The organism is Azorhizophilus paspali (assembly GCF_043587585.2).
Taxonomy (GTDB): Bacteria; Pseudomonadota; Gammaproteobacteria; order Pseudomonadales; family Pseudomonadaceae; genus Azotobacter; species Azotobacter paspali.
In genome coordinates, this window is record NZ_CP171449.1 from 313,674 (window position 1) to 330,692 (window position 17,019).

Consider the following 17,019-nt stretch of genomic DNA (forward strand, 5'->3'; position numbering starts at 1 on the left):
GCATCGAGATGAGCAACGAAAGCACACTACCGCGCCCGCGTCGCAAGAGCCGCAGCCTTGCCCAGGATCTGGTGGCCGAACTGACCCGGCAGATTCGCGAGGGGCAGATCAAGTGCGGCGAGAAGCTCCCCACCGAGTCGGAAATCATGGAGGCCCACGGGGTCAGCCGCACCGTGGTACGCGAGGCCATCTCGCGCCTACAGGCTTGCGGCACGGTCGAGACGCGCCACGGCATCGGCACCTTCGTGCTGGATACGCCGAGTTCCGGCGGCTTTCGCATCGACCCGGCGACCATCGTCACCCTGCGCGATGTGATGGCGATTCTCGAACTGCGCGTCAGTTTCGAGGTGGAGTGCGCCGGCCTGGCCGCCCGCCGGCGCAGCGCCGAGCAACTGGCCGCCATGCGCGCGGCGCTGGACGCCTTCAACCGCGCCGGGCATGTCAGCGACGCGGTGGCCAGCGACTTCCAGTTCCACCTGCAGATCGCCATGGCCACCGGCAATCGCTATTTCACCGACATCATGGGTCACTTCGGCGCCAGCATCATCCCGCGCACCCGGCTGGATTTGGCGCACAACGCCCACGTCGACCAGCAGCAGTACCACGCGCGGTTGTGTCGCGAGCACGAGGAAGTCTACGAGGCCATCGCCCGCCAGGATGTCGAGGCGGCGCGTGCTGCCATGCGCCTGCACCTGATCAACAGCCGCGAGCGGCTGCGCCAGGCCCATGAGGAGGCCGAATCCCGGCAAGCCAACTCCACGTCGATCTAGCGTCCGCTCCGCGAATCGCGGCCTGCATGGCCACTCCGGCCTTTCCTGGCGATCTTCTTCATTTCTTCCCGTGACCGTGCGGCATGTCCGTCCGGTTGTCCGTCGTCCTTTCGCGTCCTGCCGTGCCGGCGCCTCCGACGGTATGCAGAGGACTACGTCATCCCGCTAGCGATTCGCCTGAAATTCGAGTTCGCTGGACGCCTTTTCGAAATCGTCACGCTTCGATGGGATTGGGTCGATCTGGAGAACCGGCACATGATGTGGCCAGACAGCAAGACCGGCGGCATGTCCAAGCCCATGAGTGAGGAAGCCTACCGGCTGCTATCGACGGCACCGAGGTAGGAAGGCAGTCCTGCTGATCGACTCGCTCATCAGCAACGAATACATCAACAGCTACCAGAGCGTCTTCCACCCCACCAACGACGTGGAACTGATGGGCGTGTACCTCTGGAGCACGCACGTCTGCAGCGCGCTGTACCCGCTGATGGGCGCTATGGAAATCACCTTGCGCAACGCCATCGACCAGACGCTGGTCGCCGACCTGGGCGCTTCTGGTGGGCGGGCAGCAAACTGCGCTATCGCTCCTTTGCGCCCGGCATGGATGCGCTTGTGGGTCAGCAGCGGATGCTTGGCCGGCACCGCGACCGCCAGTGGGTCATGCCATGCGGGCACCGCAAGCAAGCCGTCGCCCACGTTGTCGGACTGCGCAAATCCCGCGTGGTACAGGTCTTCGCGTAGCCCGGAGATTTGCTGCGACAACGGTATCTCGGCAAGGTGAACTCCGACTTCGGGATCATCATCTCGGCACTTCGCCAGAAAGGCGCTCAGACGCGGCGGCACGATGTCGTCGGACAGGGCAATGCGTAGTTGGCCGCCGTAGCCAGCGGCGACCGCTTTGGCCCCATCGCGTGCCTGCTGCAAGGCGGTGAAGATGCGCGGCACACGCTCCTTGAAAATTTGCCCGGCACGCGACAGGCAGCATGCTGCGCGAATTGCGGATGAACAGCCGAATACCAAGGTCTTCTTCCAGCTCCTTGATCGCCCGCGACAAGGGCGACTGTTCAATGTGCAATCGCTCCGCTGCGCTGGCGAAGTGGAGTTCTTCGGCAACAGCCAAGAAACAGCGCAAATGCCGAAGCTCCCTATCGATTACTCATTTCGCCGCGAAAGCGTCAATCCCGACAAGTTGAGCAGATAGCGTCCAAAAACGTTCGGCTTGCTCGGGATCAGTGGCATAAGCCCGCACGCCGACGAAGGATGGTGGTTCGCTTTCATCAACTTCGGCAATCTCGCAATCTTCGCAATACAGCCCGCCCATGCCACTCAACTGCGGTGAGGTTGCCGCCCATACTTGGGTCGCCGCGCCTTGCGCAGTGGTCTTGAACGTCGGATCAGCGGGATTGCCATTGGCGTCAAGCCATCCGGCAGCAATCATTTCGTCTTGCGTCAGATGGCGCTGGAGCGGCGTGAAAATCTTGCCGGGATGGAGGGAGAAAGCCCGTACACCCTCGTTCTGTCCAAGCCGATCTAGGTGGACAGCGAACAGGGCATTGGCGGTTTTCGATTGCCCATAGGCCAGCCACTTGTCGTAACCCTGCGTGAACTGCACGTCATCCCATCGAATGGCTGACTGATGATGGCCCGCCGACGATACGGCCACGACCCTTGCGCCTCCTTTGAGCGCAGGCCAAAGCAGATTGACCAGCGCGTAATGCCCAAGGTGATTGGTGGCGAACTGCGCTTCCCAGCCCGGCCCCACGCGGGTCTCGGGGCAGGCCATGATGCCTGCGCTGCCGATCAGGATGTCAACGTGCTGGTTGCGGGCGAGGAAACGGAGGGCAAAATCGCGCACGCTTGCTTGATCGGAAAGATCGAGCCGTTCAACTTCCGTGTTGGGAATGTCGCTGATCTTCGTTCGAGCGGTTTCCACATCACGGGCAGCGACAATGACGTGTGCGCCAGCACCCGCCAATGCTCGCGTTGTCTCCAGACCCAGGCCGGAATGACCGCCAGTGACGATAGCAGTGACAGCGGACAGATTGCGCCCCGCGAGTACCTCTGCCGCGGTGGTTGCCGCGCCGAAACCAGAGCGGATAGGGAACTGTTTGCTGGTCATGGAGTGTCCTTGTGAATGTGACATGGAAACGGGGTAAAGCCCATATCCGGCATTGTCCAGGCTAGACTTAGGACTGTGAATGCAACAAAGTCCTGATCAAGAAGCGGCTCGGATCAAGCGTTCGTGTTGAGTTGGGCTTTGCAGCGTCTAGCCCATGAACTTGCCACACCATCACCGGACAACTCAATTGTGGTTCAACATCTTGGCCACATCATGCTGGTGCAGGTTCTACGGCTTTATCTGGAGCAGGAAGGCAGCAGTATGCCCAGTTGGCTGCTGGCCGTTTCCGACCCACGCATAGGCACAGCTATACAAGCGATTCATGCCGATCCCGCGCGTTCTTGGACAGTCGGAGACCTTGCCAAAGTCGCGGGCCTGTCTCGCTCAACCTTTGCGTTGCATTTCAAGTAGAAAGCCGGTATCGCGCCGCTGGAATACGTTTCGCGCTGGCGAATGCAGCTAGCCGCACGTTGACATCCTTCCCGTCCTTTAGGGCGAAGAGGATGTCAACAAGACGGCGATAGTGGTCATCGGCCTCCTGCCCCTGGTGCTGGCCCTGTATGCCGACAAGATCTTGCTCATCGCCTTTCTGGGCAAAGCTCTGCGGGCAACCCTCGCGGTACTGGTGCCGATGTGTTTCTACGCACCGAATTTCGGTACTCGATTCGGGACCTTGAGCGAAATCCTCCTGTCGGTCGTATCGACGATAGCCTGGTACGTCGCCGGGAATCCTTATGGCATCGACAGTTCCTACTTCGCCCTGTTCAGCCCATTGTTGACGATGGGAGTCGCCCAACTCTTCAAGAACGGAACCTCGCCCATGGAGGCACGCCTGGATAAGTTGGCCGATTGATTCCATTCTCTTTGTCGCGGTCGACAAATGCCATGGCGCCCCGCAGCATCGGGCAGCGCGGCGAGCGCGATGGGGAGGGGCGTCACCATGGGCAGAATCCTGCTGGCAGGACTGATCGCCGTGTCGCTGGCCGGTTGTGGCGGCCGGCCGCGACCGGAAGGGGAGACACTGGAACAGCGCCTAGCCGGGAGCGGTTACCGGCTGGGCGAACGGGTAGAGTCGATCCGTCGCTACGACCTCTCCCACTGGGAATACCTGGACAAGCGGCACATCGTCCTGCGCGACGATCCCGGCCGGCGCTACCTGATCGAGTTCACCCGTCCCTGCACCAATCTCGACATCGACAACGCCCTGGCCTATAGCACCACGTTGGGCGAGCTGACCCGGCAGGACCGTATCTTCTCCAGGGGACCGGGCGGTGCTCCCGAGCCCTGTCCGGTCGGCGATATCCATGCATTGGAAAAGGTGGATCGGGCGGATTGATCCCGATGCCCTGGTCCGCGTGCGTCTTGTGACAACTTGCAATCGGTGGCTATCGCGGGCGTTCATGTCCGCGACCGAGACCTCCCTCTAAAATAGGACGCGGCGCGTCACCTCTACCGGGAGTATCTGGCTGACTGCGCTGCCGTCTGGACCGGGTGGACACCTTTGCCTCTGCACGCCGTTCATGTGCGAGTCGGACTTCGCCACCGTGCGTGCCGGGTACGGCGCACGGCTGAAGTCGATTCCCAACGCCCGCTCATGGCGAGCCCGGACTGCCCACGGGCATTTCCACGATGCCGTAGGCGGTTCGCGGGACGTTGCCGAGGCGGCGTTCGAGCAGGGCGGCGAGGGATTCGCCGGGAGCCAGGTAGGCGTCGCCGAAGTCCCGGTCGAGGTTGCAGGGGTGGGCGATCACCTCCAGCGTGCCCTGCGCCGGCAGGGGCTGGTCGCGCAAGTCGGCCGTGGTGCAGACGTGTTCGGCGCAGCGCCCGGCCAACTGGCGCAGGCGCCGGTTGAGCAGGCTCTTGAACAGCCGTTTGATCGGGCCGAGGTTGTTGCCCAGGTTGCGCGCCAGGCGTAGCGGCACGCCGCGGGCGGCGGCGAAGCGCGCCAGTTGTTCGCCGACCGGCCAGATGTTGTGCACGTGCTGGTGGGAGTCCAGATGGCTGGGCCGCACCCCGTGGTACAGGCAACGCTGCCATTGCGCTTCCAGTTCCTCGTCGATCGCCGCGCGCGTGGCGCGGCCCAACCACAGGCGATAGCGCGGCAGGCGCAGATGGAATTCGCCGGTCGCGTCGCAAAAGCAAGACAGGTTGGCGATGGTCTCGCTCAACGGGCGGCCATGGGTGAGGTTGACGTGCAGGCCGACCCGGCCGTGCAGGCCCTCGGCGTGGATCAACGCGCAGGCTTGGGCGAACGCCGGCATATTCGCCATCAGGGTGGCCGAGCTGATCAGCCCGCAACGGAAGGCGCGGACGATGACGGCGTTCTTTTCGCGGTTCAGGCCGAAGTCGTCGGCATTGACGATCACTCGGTTGGGCATGGGCGTTCTCCTGTATCGAGGGAAGCGCAGACCGTGGCGCTCCGGCGCCGGGCCTTGAGGGCGCTCCAGAAGCGGTAGGCGAGGCCCAGGGCGATGCCCTCGGGGCGCCGGGAGTAGAGGCTCCAGCGCAGTTGCAGAACCGCGCCGGTCATGCGTTCGTGCAGTTGATGGCTGGAGTCGCGCAGGCTGACCCGCGAGGCGTCGACGTACCGCCAGCCCTCCTCCAGGCCCCAGCGAATCCATTCGTCCAGCAGCAGGCGGCCGCTGCCGAGTTCGGCGTAGTCCGGCAGGAAGGCCAGGTTGTAATCGTACAGCCGGCCGTGTTCGAGGAGCCCGAGGCGGTAGCTGATGCAGCGGCCGCCGTGTTCGAGCAGGACGATGCGCACCAGGCCGTCCGCGGCGAGTTCGCCGAAGGCCTCGCGCATCCATTGCCGGCGTCGTTGGCCGCAGAAGATACCGACGCCCTGCGTGCCCTTCCAACTGGCTTGCTCGACCGCGGCGATGGTCTCCAATGCGGCGCCGATGCTCGTGCCGTCCGGGCTCAGCCGGCGTATCCGGGCGTCGCAGGCGGCCGCGCGCTTGCGCGCCCGGCGCAACTTGTAGCGCAGGTCGCCGGACGGTTCGCGCCGGTCGTCCTCGCCGATCGCGTGCACCGGCACCCGGCAACTCGTGCGCCTTTCGTGGCTCGAACTGGTCGTGGCCCAGCCTTCGAGCAGGCTTTGCTGCTCGCCGTCCGCGGCCAGTTCGTGCAGTTGCAGGAGGGCATGCGGCAGATGCCGGTGGATGGCCTCGTGTGCCCGGTGCCGGCCGGTTTCGTCGAGTTGGCAGAGCAGGGCAATGCGGTCGCCGAGCGGATAGCCGAGATGGCGCAGGATCGTCCAGCGCAGGCCGAGGCGGCGCTCGCGGTTACGCACCAGCGGCAGGCACAGGCGCAGCTCGCGTCCTTCCCAGGCCAGCAACACGTGCAGGCGCTGTTCCGCTTCGAGGGCGCGCTCGGCGGCGCGCAGCCAGCCGAGCCGGTTGAACGGGGTAGCCTGCGGCACCAGGGCATGTAGCCTGGCGTAGGCCCCGTCGGGAAAGTCGGGCGCGCAGAGGCTGGTGGTCCATTCGAAGCGATAGTCCATGGTGAGGTCCGTCCTCGATGGGTAGCTTGCTCGGCATGTCGTAAAGCAGCGTAGCAGTCGGGCGCTAAAGTGCCTGGCTTGTCTCCGGCCGTCCGCGCCGGAAAGCGGGCCGGCCCTTGCGGCGCCGCCCGGCTTGGGGTTCAGGGCGCCGTCCATTCGAGGACGAAGAGGCTTTCCCCCGGCAGGCCAAAGCGCCATGGTTGCTGCGTGCAGTCGAGGACGGCCGCGCCGGACGTCGCGTCGGGCGCCTCCGCATCGAACAGGTGCAGGCGCGGCGGGTCCTGGGCATGGCAGGCCAGGGGGGCGCCGCTCAGGCGTACCTCCTGGCGTCGTGGCGTCTTGTTCACGCCGAACAGAACCAGACGGGAACCCGTGCGCATGGCCAGCGCGTCTACCTCGAAGGCGTCGTTGTCCAGGCGCAGGACTTCCTGCTGCCAATGCCGCTGCATGAAAGCCATGGCCTCGCCGACCGGCTTGAGCACGTAGCGGCCGTCGCCGGTCAGGCCGATCATGCCCTTGAAGTGCTCTTCGTCGTCGGTGGCGAGGAACCAGTTGAGCTGTTCGAGCAGGCCGTCCTGGGCCGCGTTGATCGCCACCGAGGCCCACCAGAGCGCGGCGAAGCGGGTTTCCTGTTCGTAGGGGCTGACGTCGTTGCCACTGGACAGGTTGGTCTGCTCCAGCAGCAGGGCCTTACGCGGCCGGCCGCGCTCGTCCAGGCCGACCAGTTGCGCCGCCTGGCGCACGCTGTCGCGGTAGACGCGGGTGGCGCGCAGGTCGCGGACCATCCATTCGTGCCAGGCCAGGGCGTCGATTTCTTCGTCGTGCGAGGCCAGCAGCCGGCGTGCCCAGTCCAGGCCGCGGCGCGCGCTGGCGTCGGCGGTGGTCGGGCCATTGACCAGGCGCGAGGAGGCCGGCATCGCGATGCGGATGCCGGCCTCGCGCGCGCCGGCCGTGGCGCGGACCTGGCGGGCCATGGCGGCGAAGTAGCTGGCGAAGCTGCGGTAGTCGGGATAGCTGAGGTTGGGCTCGTCGGCGAAGGAAATGTAGTGGCGGCCGGCGCCGCCGAGCGCGCGGATGCCGTCGATCCAGGCGGCGAGTCCGGCATGGCTGGCGTCGTCGGCCTCGAGCACCGAGCGGCGGCCGGTCTGCGACAGCAGGGTACTGTCGGCATCGATGCCGTAGCGCGCGAAGTACAGTGGGCGGAAGGCTTGCTCGTGGTGCGGGCGGCGCACCGTGACATCGACGAAGCTGTAGTGGTTGGCCGCGCGCGGCGCCAGCCGGGCGAGCAGTTCGGGCGCCTCCGGCGGCGTGTAGGGCAGGCCCACGCCGAGCCGGGGCGTGGGGCCGGCGACCTCGTCGTGCAGCGTCAGCCCGACCCGGCCCCGCTCCAGTTCGGGGCTGAACAGGTGTTCCGGGCGCCGGGCGAATAGGTTGGCGCTGCCGTCCAGCCAGAAGGCTGCCTTGCCGTGCCCGCGCAGTTGCAGGCTCCACACCTGGTCCTGCTCGGAAACGGGCAGCTCGATGCGGTCGCTGCGGCTGTAATGGTTGTCGCGCGACAGCAGCAGGTTGAGCCGCTGGCCGTCGCTCAGGCGCTCGGCGTGCAGGCCGTCGACGCCGCCGTGGTACTTGCCGGCGAGCACCGCGCGTTCGCCGGCGCGCACGCGGAAGTACAACTGCGTGCCGGCCGGCAGCTCGGCGCAGAAGTGCTGCTTGACCGGCTCGAACAGCGCGGCGGTGTCGTCGCCATGACGGACCCGGTAGAGGCGAAAACTGTAGCCGGGGATCTCCAGGCGCAGGTCGCCGTTTCCGGCGGGCAGCGTCCAGCGCTGGCTGCCGCGGGTTTCCGCGGCGGCGATGTCGCGCTGGGCGAGCAGGCGGCCGTCGCCGGCCTGCAGGTAGAGGTGTTCGGCGTTGGCCTCGGCCTGCCAAGCCGGCCGCCAGTCGACCTGCAGGGTATCGCCCTGCGGCGCGCGCAGGTACAGCGCGCCGTCGCGGATGCCGCTCCAGTCCTGGGCCGGCGCCGGCGACAATTGTGCGCCGAGCAGCAGGCCGCCGAAAAGCAGGATGCGCCAGCCGTTCATACCGCCGTCCCCCGTTGCGCGCGCAGCAGGCGCAGGTCGCCGGGCAGGATCAGCAGGGTCTGGCCGAAGTCGACCCCGCTGACCCGCCAGTAGAGCAGCAGCATGGCCAGAGCCAGGGCGCCGTAGGCGACCGACGAGGCGATCGCGGCGCCGACGATGCCCCATACCGGGATCAGCGATACCGCCAGCAGCAGGTTCAGGGCCGCGGCGCCGCCGGCGAGGACGGAAAGGGTGCCGGGGCGCTCCTTGCCGAGCAGGTCCAGGCGCAGGATGCTCGAATAGCACAGGCCGAACATGCCGGGCAGCAGGGCCAGTAGGGCCGGGTAGGCGGGACGGAAGGCGTCGCCGAATAGCAGCACGATCAGCCACTCGCCGACCAACGCCATGCCCAGGCAGGCAAGGAGCATGACGGTACCGGTCAGGCGCAGGGCCAGCGGGGTGAGCCGCTCGATGCCCTCGCCCTGCTGCAGCAGACGTTTCATCAGGGGCGTGGTGACCGCCTCGGGGACGATGAACAGCAGCTCGGCGGCGGCGGTGGCCATGGCGTAGTAGCCCAGTGCCCGGCTGTCGAGGAACAGGCCGATGAGCAGGTAGTCGGCGCGCATCAGCAACTGCTGGAACAGTACGTCGGGATGGCTGCGCCCGCCGAAGCGCAGCAGTTCGCCCTGGCTCGCCGAGTCCCAGCGCGGGCGGATGCTGTGGTGGCGGGCGAGCAGGCAGAGGCCGACCGCCACCACTAGGCCCAGGCCGCCGAGCCAGCCGACCAGCGCGGCGTTCAGCGCGGCCTGCGGCCATATCCAGAATAGGGCGAGGAACAGCACCAGCGGCGTCAGCGATTCCAGCAGGCGCAGGCCGTTGAAGGCGCCGACCCGGCCGTCGGCGTTGTGCAGGGTGAGCAGGGCGCTTTTCAGCACGAACAGCGGCACGGCCAGCAGCAGCAACCCGACGAAGGGGCTGAGCTGGACGGTGATCGCCAGTTCCGGGCCGAAGGCGTCCAGCGCCCGGACGCCGAGCAGGGTGGCCAGCGCCGAGGTCAGGCAGCCGTAGAGCACCGTCAGCGTCAGCAGCAGCCCCATCGGCCGCTGGCGCGCGGCCTGGTAGCCGACGGCGGTGTTCAGCCCGCCGCTGGTGACCGCGCCGATCAGCTCCGGCAGGGCGCTGAGCAGGGCGAACAGGCCGCGATCGGCGGGACCGAGGATGCGTGCCAGCAGGATGTTGCGCAACAGGCGCAGGGCCAGCATCGCCAGGCTGGTGCCGATACTGAGCAGCAGGTGGCGCAGGTACTGGTTGCGCGTCATCGAATCGATGCCTCGCTGCTGTGCAGTGCCGGCAGGGCCGGTGCGACGTGCTGGCGGGCGCCCTGCAGGATGCGCCAGCCGAGCAGGGCGGGCTGGCGCGCGCTGTGCTGGCAGACGCTGATGCGCGGCAGCGACAGCGGCGCTCCTTGGCGCGGGCGGTACAGACCGGGGCGGGTGCTCAGCGCATGATCGTAACCCAGGCGCGCGAGGGCGACGCGCACGCGCTCGTCATGGTCGCCGTTGGGGTAGCAGTAGACCGCCAGCGGCTCGCGGCAATGCGCGGCGATGGCCTCATGGGAGCGGTGCAACTCGGCCCGCAGGCTGGTGTCGTCGAGTGCGGTGAGGATCGCGTGGCTAGCCCCGTGCGGGCCGAAGCGTAGCAGTCCCGAAGCCTCCATTTCGCGCACCTGTCGCCAGTCCAGGGCGTGCGGCTCGGCTGGGCTCGGGCAGTCGTCGGCGAGCGCCCGCAGGGTGGCCGGCGGCAGGCTTTTCAGGCGCTGCAGGAACTGGTCGAGGGCTAGGCTGCGCGGCTGCTCGGGCGCCGCCGCGCGGAGTTCGTCCGGCGGGCCGAGATGGCGGCGCAAGCGCACGCAGAGCAGTTCGCGTGCCTCCTCGCCGAAGCTGCCCCAGAGGGTTTCGCCGATGGCTTCCCACCAGAAGCGCCGCGTGCTGCCGATGAAGTCGGTGGACAGGAAGATGCTCGCCGGCATGCGGTGCTCCTTGAGCAGCGGGAAGGCATGCAGGGCGTTGTCGCGCCAGCCGTCGTCGAAGGTCAGGGCTAGGCGCGGCGGGCCGTCCACCGGTCCGTCCGGGGCGAGCAGTTCGGCGAGCGGCACGCACTCGAAGTGCTGTCCGAGCCAGAGCAGTAGACGGTCGAAGGCCTGCATGCCGATGCACAGATTCTTGCGGTGCGGTAGGTCCGCCAGGGCGTCGTCGGCCACCACCCGGTGCAGCAGCAGGATGGTCCTGGTCCCGCGTAGCAGGCGCCGTCCCGCGTGGGTATCGAGGTAGAGCCAGCCGGTGCCGGCCTTGATCATCTGCTTGAGCATCATGTGAGGTTCCTATCGACTCTGTTGTGGATTCCATTGCCGGTAGCGGTAGCCGCCGAGGAATTGCCAGACCCCGACGCCCATGGCGCCCAGGGTCACCAGGGCGCAGGCGGCCAGGTTGAAAGGCCTGGGCAGGTGCCGGTGGCGGCCGAGTAGGCCGATCAGCGCCAGCCCGTAGCCGGCGAGTTGAGCAAGCAGGGCGATGCGGTAGAAGTCGCCTGCGCCCCACAGCCAGAGATTGCTCGCCAACAACGGGACCAGCAGCAGCGGGGCGAACCGGCGGAGCAGCTTGTGGGTGATCAGCGCCAGGGCGAACAGGCCGTGCCGGGCCGGGTCGAGCAGCTCGCGCCGGCGCGCCAGGCTCTGCAGGCCCTGAACGGTGATCCGCCGGCGGCGGCGGAACTGACCCTGCGCCGACTCCACGCCCCGGTCGGTGACCCGCGCGGCCTCGGCGAAGACGATGCGCTGCCCGGCCAGCGGTGCGCAGGTGACCAGGAAGAAGTCGTCGGTGACATCGTCCGGCACCGGCTGGAACAGTTCGTGGCGCAGGGCCTGTAGGCCGCCGTCGGCCGAGGCCAGGCAGCCGTTGCGGCTTTCCAGGCGACGCAGCCAGGTCTCGTAGGCGCGGTAGACGCGGTCGCCGATGGCCAGCGCCCGGCCGCCGTCGGGGATGGTCACGTTGCCGGCGGTGGCGCCGACCCGTGGGTCGACGAAGGGTGCGATCAACTGGCGAAGGGTGTCGCCGTGCCACAGGGTATCGGCGTCGCTGAACACCAGGATCTCGCCGTAGGCCAGAGCCACCGCGGCATTCAGCGCCGCGGCCTTGCCGCCGCGCGGCAGGTCCAGCACGCGGATGTCGTCCCAGGGATTGCCTTGGGCGATGCGCCGGGCGAGGGCCACGGTAGCGTCGCGCGAGCCGTCGCTGGCGACGACGATCTGCCGCCGCTCGCGCGGGTAGTCGTCGGCCAGCAGCGAGCGCAGCTTGGCCTCGATGTGCCGCTCTTCGTCGTGGGCGGCGACGATCACGCTGACCCGCGGCAGCGGCGTCGGCGTACCGGTAGGCGGCGGGTGCTGGAAGGGCGCGCGGCAAGCCAGCAGCAAGGGGTAGCCCAGGCAGGCGAAGAGCGGCAGGGACAGGCACAGCCAGAAGATCGTTTCAGCCACGGGAAGGCCTCCGGGCGCTCAGGTTGGTCAAATCCATCAACAGGGCGATGCCGGCGACGTGCAGGCGCAGCCAGTGCAAAAGCGCCAGGCGCGCCGCCAGCATCGGGCGTTGGCGGGTGTAGGCGTGGCGCAGGCTGAGCAGGCCGGCCGGCAGCCAGCCGAGGGCGAAGACGGCGAGAGCGGCGAGCGGCTGGCCAAGTAGCAGGCAGAGCAGCGCCAGCGCGTCGAGCGTCCAGTGCCCGGCCGCCAGTAGCGGGAAGCGCAGCCGGCGCAGGCTGATGCGGCCCTTGCGCAGCAGTTGCGTCTGGCTGTTCTGGCGCCACAGCTCCTTGCCCAGCCATTCGCGCCAACTGCCTTCGAAGCCCCAATTCAGCACGGTCGGCCGCGGCAGGCTGAGCAGGCGTGCGCCGGCTTCGCCGAGGCGCAGGCCGAAGTCCTTGTCCTCGCCGCTGCGCAGGCTTTCGTCGAAGCCGCCGGCGCGTTCGAACCAGACGCGTTCCAGGCATAGGTTGGCGGTCGGCAGCCAGTCCAGCAGCGCCGGCCGGTCGCGTTCGGCGGCCAGCCGCTGCAACCAGGCGCGGGCGTACCAGGGCGCCTGCGGCGGCGCCTGGTGGACCAGGCCGAGCACGTCGGCGCGGTCCTCCTGGCGCACCGCGCACCAGATGGTCAGCCAGTCCGGGGGGACTTCCATGTCGGCGTCGAGGAAGGCCAGGCAGTCGCCGCCGGCCGCCGCCGCGCCGCGGTTGCGCAGAGCGCCGAGGCTCAGGCCGGGGCAGTCCAGCACGCGGGCGCCGAGACGCCGGGCCAGAGCTTGGCTGCCGTCGCGGGAGCCGTTGTCGGAAACGATTAGTTCGCAGTCGAGGCCGGCCTGTTCGGCGGCATGCCGCGCGGCTTCCAGGGTGCGGCCGAGGTGGGCGGCCTCGTCGAGGGTTGGAATGACGATGGAGATCTGTTTCATGGTCGCCCTCCGGCGGCATCGTCGTCGGCCTGCAGGCGCAGCAGGCTGGTTATTCCGAGCATCACCCAGAGGTACTTGTGGCTCGGTACGCTGAGGAAGAACAGGAAGCAGGCCAGCGCCAGGCAGGACAGGCCGAAGTGGGTGGCCAGCGCCGCCCGCTCGGGGTCGCCGCGCTCCAGCCAGTGGCGGCGGGCGACCAGGCAGTTGCGCAGGGCGAGCGCTACCAGGCCGGCGAATAGCAGGCCGCCGGGCAGGCCGGTTTCGCTGAACATGCCCAGGTAGGTGTTGTGCGCTTCGCGGTAGAGGTCGTTGGGGTGCGGCCGGTCGGCGAAGGCGATGGCATAGCCGGTCCTGGCGAATTCCAGGGGGAAGGTGCCCGGACCGCTGCCGAGCAGCGGATGCTCGGCGAGCACCTGGCCGCCGACCAGCAGATAGGCGCTGCGCCGGGCTAGGGAGGGGTCGGCGTGGGCGTTGACCCCGGACCTCAGGCTGGTCAGGGCTTCCAGGCGCTGGACGAGACTCTCCGGCAGCAATCTGGGGGCGAGCGGCAAAGCGATCGCCAAGGCCAGGATCAGCCAGCCGAGATGGCGGCCCGGCAGGTGTTTCAGGCGGGCGCGGTAGTGCCAGGCGGCTATCAGGGCGGCCAGCAGCGTCACCAGCAGGCCGGAGCGCGAGCCGGTGCGCACGAGGGTGGCCAGCAGCAGCGCCAGCAGCGTCAGCCAGAACAGCCGCTGTGCGCGGCGCGGCGCGCGCAGCGCCAGAAGCAGCGCCAGCGGGAAGGCGACGCTGATCAGCAAGGCGAAGTAGTTGGGGTCGGCGAGCAGGCCGCTGGCCCTGCTGTCCGGCGGAGCGTCGCCGTTCAGCAGGGCCAGCGCGCAGGTACTGGCCACCGAGAGCACCAGCACCCGCGCCAGAGTCGACAGGTCGAGGTCGCGGCCAAGCAGCACGGCGAGGAAGAACAGGGTCAGGCCGCTGCTGAGCTGGCGCAGGTGCTGCAGCGACAGGCCGAGGTGGCTGCTGAACGCCAAACTGAGTAGGTACCAAGCGAGGAGGGCCAGCAGCGGCGGCCACAGGTTGCTGCGCAGGCGCCGCGCTGGCAGGCGGCGCAGTAGCAATTGCAATCCGGCGATGGCGATCAGCGTCAGGCCCAGCAGCTTGTTGAGGGGGAAGCCGCCACCGCCGGCCGCGCCGCCGCCGGCGCTTGCATCGGCGGTGGAGAACAGGCCCTCGAAGGGCACCAAGGCGAGCAGCGCCAGCAAGCCCAGAGTCGGCTGGCGGTAGAGCGCGACCAGAAGCGCCAGGCCGGGCAGCACCAGCGGCGCCAGGTAGGGATGGGGGCCGGCCAGCAGCAGCAGGCAGGCGAGGCCGGCGATCAGCGCCAGGGGCAGGACCAGGACCATCGCTTCAGCCCCCGGCCGCGTTGCGGTATAGCTGGCGCCAGCGTTCGGCCTGGGCCGGCAGGTGGTGATGGCGCTGCTGGGCGAGGCGGGCCCGTTCGCTCAGTGCCTGGCCGAGGGACTTGTCGTGCAGCAGGCGCGCCACCTGGCGGGTCAGGTCGCCGACCTCGCCGGGCGGGCTGAGCAGGCCGCTGGCCTCGTGGCTAAGCACGTCGGGAATGCCGCCCACCGCGAAGGCCGCCACCGGTACCCCGGCCTGCATGGCTTCTAGCAGCACCATCGGCGTGCCCTCGCTGCGCGAGCTGATGACCAGCACGTCGAGGGCGCGCAGCCAGGCCGGCAGGTCCGTCCGGTAGCCGGGCAGGAGGATACGGTCGTGCAGGCCGGCGGCGTCGATGATCTCCTGCAACTCGTCGCGCAGCGGTCCTTCACCGAGCAGCACGGCGTGCAGGCGGGGATCGCGGTAGCACAGCTCGATGGCCAGTTCGACGAACAGGTCCGGGCCCTTTTCCGCGCTGAGGCGGCCGACGAAGCCGATCAGTGGCGCGGCGGGCGCTCCTGGCGGACGCAGGTAGGTGACCGCGGGCGCCGGCGGCAGGCCGTTGGGCAGCACCTGCAGCTTGCTGGCGCGCACCCCGGCCTGGCGGTGCAGACAGGCGATGCTGGTGGCCACGCAGACCACGGTGCGCACCTGCGCGGTGCGGCACAACTGCAGGCTAAGCCAGATATAGAAGCGCTGTTTGCGGCTGCGCGGGGTGAAGCCGTGCTGGGTGGCGACCAGCGGCAGGCCGAGCAGCAGGGCGCCCAGCCAGCCGTAGACCAGCCCCTTGAAACCGTGGCCGTTGAGCAGCGTCGGCCGCGTGCCGGATTGTCCCAACTGGCGCAGCAGGCTGCCCAGTCCGCCGCAGCGGGTCAGCTCCACGCCGGCCTCGCGAAAGCGCTGGGCCAGCGACTCCGGGCCGCCCAGCAATATCACCCAGTGCTGGCCGGGAGCGTATTGGCAGTGTTCGAGGAGCATCCGCTCCAGGCCGTAGAAGCCGCCGCTGCCGAGCAGGTGGGCGATCCGCAGCGGCGTGTCCTGGTGGCGGGCGCTCAGTCGTTCGCCCAGTGTCGAATCCATGGCAGGCTCCCGGGTTTGTGCGGGTTGGGCAGCGTGGCCGGCTGCTCGGCGTTGAGGGTCATCAGTACGGGCAGGCCGAGCTGGCTCTGCAACTGCCCGGGATACTTGAAGCGGTGGTCGAAGAATTCGCGCAGGTATCCCACGGCGACGGCCAGCAGCAGGGCGGTGAGCAGGCCGAGGGGGATGATCTGCAGCGGCCGTGGAAAGCTCGCCTCGCTGGGCTCGAAGGGGCGGCTGAGCACCTTGGCATTGGACAGGCCGCCGTCGAGCAGGGCGCGGCTGCGGCTTTCCTCATAGCGCTGGGTGTAGGTGAAGAAGGCCTGGTGCAGGGCCTCGATCTCGGTGTTGAGCTGGCGCAGGCCGCTCTGCGCGTCCTGCAACTCGCGGATGCGCGCCTGGTATTCCTCGATGCGCGTGGTCTTCTGGGCGATCACCCCGGAGATGATCTCCAGTTCCTTGCGCCGCTCGCTGATGCGGTTGCCGATTACCTGAAGGAATTGCTGGCGGGTCCGGCTGATCTGCGCATGGAGGTTCTTCATCGGCTCGCTGTTCGGGTTGTAGATGTCGGTCTCGGCGCCGTAGCGGCCGATCTGCTCGATCAGCCGGTCGCCCAGTTGGCGGATCTCGCGGTCCTCGAAGGCGGCGTTGTCGAGGGTGCTGGCGAAGGTGTAGGGAAAGCCGTAGTCAGTCAGCCTGGCTTTGCGCGCCACGGCCAGGTTGCCCTGCAGGTAGTCGACCCAGCGCTCGTTCTCCAGCAGGCGGTCGCGATACTGGTTGAGCGCCTGTTCCTCCTGGTTGATGGCGTTGAGGCGAAAGGTGATTTCCTCCTCGGGGTTGGCCGCGCGAATTCGTTCGAGCAGGGCCAGCCGTTGCGCTTCGAGGCCGTTCAAGTGGTCCTGGTACTGGGTCTTCTTCTGCTCGTAGAAGGCTTCCGGCAGTTCGTTGGAGTGCAGCGCATGGCGGCGGACCAGATAGGTGTCGAGCAGGCGGTTGACGAACAGGGTGCCGAGGGCCGGGTCGCCGGAGCGGTAATGCACGGCGATGACATTGGAGCCGGGCAGCGGGACGATTTCGAGGTCTTTCAGGATGGCCAGGGTCAATTCGTCCAGGCGGTTGTCGCGCGGCGCGTCGGCGGCCAGGCCGAGGGCGGCGCGCAGCGGGTCGAGCACGTGCTCGCGCAGGGGCGCGGCCAGGTATTCGCGCAGCCGACCCGCCAGGCCCTTGTCCTCGGCGAAGTAGCCCTCGCGGATCAGCGAGTCGAGGGTCGCCCGGACCAGTTCGGGCGAACGCAGGATGCTGCTTTCGGTTTCCATGTCGGCCAGGGTCGGCGGCAGGAACTTGTCGGTTTCCTGCTGCAGGGTGGCGCTGTTGGGTTCGGTCTGGGCCACCTTCTTCGACTGCACCATGACCTCCGCGCCGATCTCGTACGAGCGGCTGAGCAGCAGCGGCAGCAGCAGGGCGAGCGCGGCGAAGGCCAGGAACACCCGCTTGATCAGCCGGCGGTTGGCGAACAGCGTGGAGAGGAAGGTGTGCGGGGAGTTCTCGTACCTGAAGGCGTCCATTG

At 68.1% G+C, this 17,019-nt stretch carries 14 protein-coding genes and 3 pseudogenes; 5 read left to right on the forward strand and 12 right to left on the reverse strand.

Translation table 11 applies throughout. The features are described from left to right. Window positions 1-8: 8 nt before the first annotated feature. Together ACGI6K_RS01655 and ACGI6K_RS01660 are read left to right on the forward strand one after the other, a co-directional pair. Complete coding sequence (locus tag ACGI6K_RS01655; RefSeq protein WP_376946968.1) at window positions 9-770, forward strand: FadR/GntR family transcriptional regulator; 762 nt, start codon at window positions 9-11, stop codon at window positions 768-770. Between the two features lie 147 nt (window positions 771-917). Further along, window positions 918-1,109 (forward strand): annotated as a pseudogene (locus ACGI6K_RS01660) (integrase); the annotation flags it as partial. A gap of 261 nt (window positions 1,110-1,370) precedes the next feature. On the opposite strand, the pseudogene ACGI6K_RS01665 reads toward ACGI6K_RS01660, so the two are convergent. Next, window positions 1,371-1,920 (reverse strand): annotated as a pseudogene (locus ACGI6K_RS01665) (LysR family transcriptional regulator); the annotation flags it as partial. 3 nt (window positions 1,921-1,923) lie between these two features. Then, window positions 1,924-2,886, reverse strand: a complete 963-nt coding sequence (locus ACGI6K_RS01670; RefSeq protein WP_376946966.1) for an SDR family NAD(P)-dependent oxidoreductase — start codon at window positions 2,884-2,886, stop codon at window positions 1,924-1,926. A gap of 99 nt (window positions 2,887-2,985) precedes the next feature. Here ACGI6K_RS01670 and ACGI6K_RS01675 point away from each other — a divergent pair. The 3 genes and pseudogenes from ACGI6K_RS01675 to ACGI6K_RS01685 form a co-directional block, all read left to right on the forward strand. Beyond that, window positions 2,986-3,357: pseudogene (locus ACGI6K_RS01675) on the forward strand (AraC family transcriptional regulator); the annotation flags it as partial. Between the two features lie 52 nt (window positions 3,358-3,409). Further along, window positions 3,410-3,739, forward strand: a complete 330-nt coding sequence (locus tag ACGI6K_RS01680) for a hypothetical protein (protein WP_376946964.1) — start codon at window positions 3,410-3,412, stop codon at window positions 3,737-3,739. 87 nt (window positions 3,740-3,826) lie between these two features. Next, a complete protein-coding gene (locus ACGI6K_RS01685) occupies window positions 3,827-4,222 on the forward strand; it encodes a DUF6491 family protein (RefSeq protein WP_376946962.1) in 396 nt (131 codons plus the stop codon). 256 nt (window positions 4,223-4,478) lie between these two features. Here ACGI6K_RS01685 and ACGI6K_RS01690 read toward each other — a convergent pair whose 3' ends face one another. The 10 genes from ACGI6K_RS01690 to ACGI6K_RS01735 form a co-directional block, all read right to left on the reverse strand. Continuing rightward, window positions 4,479-5,264: a ChbG/HpnK family deacetylase gene (locus tag ACGI6K_RS01690; RefSeq protein WP_376946960.1), complete on the reverse strand. Its 786-nt coding sequence runs from the start codon at window positions 5,262-5,264 to the stop codon at window positions 4,479-4,481. Further along, a complete protein-coding gene (locus ACGI6K_RS01695; protein ID WP_376946958.1) occupies window positions 5,249-6,388 on the reverse strand; it encodes a GNAT family N-acetyltransferase in 1,140 nt (379 codons plus the stop codon). The genes ACGI6K_RS01690 and ACGI6K_RS01695 overlap by 16 nt, the downstream gene beginning before the upstream one ends. Before the next feature lie 140 nt (window positions 6,389-6,528). Continuing rightward, entirely contained in the window at window positions 6,529-8,469 is a 1,941-nt protein-coding gene (locus ACGI6K_RS01700; RefSeq protein ID WP_376946956.1) for a hypothetical protein, read from the reverse strand. Then, on the reverse strand, window positions 8,466-9,767 hold the full coding sequence (locus ACGI6K_RS01705) for a lipopolysaccharide biosynthesis protein (protein WP_376946954.1): 1,302 nt from the start codon (window positions 9,765-9,767) through the stop codon (window positions 8,466-8,468). The genes ACGI6K_RS01700 and ACGI6K_RS01705 overlap by 4 nt, the downstream gene beginning before the upstream one ends. Further along, on the reverse strand, window positions 9,764-10,819 hold the full coding sequence (locus tag ACGI6K_RS01710) for a polysaccharide deacetylase family protein (protein ID WP_376946952.1): 1,056 nt from the start codon (window positions 10,817-10,819) through the stop codon (window positions 9,764-9,766). Before ACGI6K_RS01710 ends, ACGI6K_RS01705 begins: the two co-directional genes overlap by 4 nt. A gap of 9 nt (window positions 10,820-10,828) precedes the next feature. Next, window positions 10,829-11,980: a glycosyltransferase gene (locus tag ACGI6K_RS01715; protein ID WP_376946950.1), complete on the reverse strand. Its 1,152-nt coding sequence runs from the start codon at window positions 11,978-11,980 to the stop codon at window positions 10,829-10,831. Further along, window positions 11,973-12,938: a glycosyltransferase family 2 protein gene (locus ACGI6K_RS01720; RefSeq protein ID WP_376946948.1), complete on the reverse strand. Its 966-nt coding sequence runs from the start codon at window positions 12,936-12,938 to the stop codon at window positions 11,973-11,975. The genes ACGI6K_RS01715 and ACGI6K_RS01720 overlap by 8 nt, the downstream gene beginning before the upstream one ends. Further along, a complete protein-coding gene (locus ACGI6K_RS01725) occupies window positions 12,935-14,338 on the reverse strand; it encodes an O-antigen ligase family protein (protein ID WP_376946946.1) in 1,404 nt (467 codons plus the stop codon). Before ACGI6K_RS01725 ends, ACGI6K_RS01720 begins: the two co-directional genes overlap by 4 nt. Window positions 14,339-14,342: 4 nt before the next feature. After that, complete coding sequence (locus ACGI6K_RS01730; protein ID WP_376946944.1) at window positions 14,343-15,455, reverse strand: glycosyltransferase family 4 protein; 1,113 nt, start codon at window positions 15,453-15,455, stop codon at window positions 14,343-14,345. Next, window positions 15,428-17,017 carry a GumC family protein gene (locus ACGI6K_RS01735; protein WP_376946942.1) on the reverse strand — a complete coding sequence of 530 codons (1,590 nt, stop codon included), beginning with the start codon at window positions 17,015-17,017 and terminating at the stop codon, window positions 15,428-15,430. The genes ACGI6K_RS01730 and ACGI6K_RS01735 overlap by 28 nt, the downstream gene beginning before the upstream one ends. Window positions 17,018-17,019: the final 2 nt, after the last annotated feature.

Excerpts from the sequence above, each read along its gene's own strand:
- ACGI6K_RS01685 (WP_376946962.1), top strand. The coding sequence starts at position 3,827 with ATGGGCAGAATCCTGCTGGCAGGACTGATCGCCGTGTCGCTGGCCGGT.
- ACGI6K_RS01730 (WP_376946944.1), bottom strand. The coding sequence starts at position 15,455 with ATGGATTCGACACTGGGCGAACGACTGAGCGCCCGCCACCAGGACACG.
- ACGI6K_RS01705 (WP_376946954.1), bottom strand. The coding sequence starts at position 9,767 with ATGACGCGCAACCAGTACCTGCGCCACCTGCTGCTCAGTATCGGCACC.
- ACGI6K_RS01655 (WP_376946968.1), top strand. The coding sequence starts at position 9 with ATGAGCAACGAAAGCACACTACCGCGCCCGCGTCGCAAGAGCCGCAGC.
- ACGI6K_RS01695 (WP_376946958.1), bottom strand. The coding sequence starts at position 6,388 with ATGGACTATCGCTTCGAATGGACCACCAGCCTCTGCGCGCCCGACTTT.
- ACGI6K_RS01725 (WP_376946946.1), bottom strand. The coding sequence starts at position 14,338 with ATGGTCCTGGTCCTGCCCCTGGCGCTGATCGCCGGCCTCGCCTGCCTG.
- ACGI6K_RS01710 (WP_376946952.1), bottom strand. The coding sequence starts at position 10,819 with ATGATGCTCAAGCAGATGATCAAGGCCGGCACCGGCTGGCTCTACCTC.
- ACGI6K_RS01735 (WP_376946942.1), bottom strand. The coding sequence starts at position 17,017 with ATGGACGCCTTCAGGTACGAGAACTCCCCGCACACCTTCCTCTCCACG.
- ACGI6K_RS01700 (WP_376946956.1), bottom strand. The coding sequence starts at position 8,469 with ATGAACGGCTGGCGCATCCTGCTTTTCGGCGGCCTGCTGCTCGGCGCA.
- ACGI6K_RS01690 (WP_376946960.1), bottom strand. The coding sequence starts at position 5,264 with ATGCCCAACCGAGTGATCGTCAATGCCGACGACTTCGGCCTGAACCGC.
- ACGI6K_RS01720 (WP_376946948.1), bottom strand. The coding sequence starts at position 12,938 with ATGAAACAGATCTCCATCGTCATTCCAACCCTCGACGAGGCCGCCCAC.
- ACGI6K_RS01670 (WP_376946966.1), bottom strand. The coding sequence starts at position 2,886 with ATGACCAGCAAACAGTTCCCTATCCGCTCTGGTTTCGGCGCGGCAACC.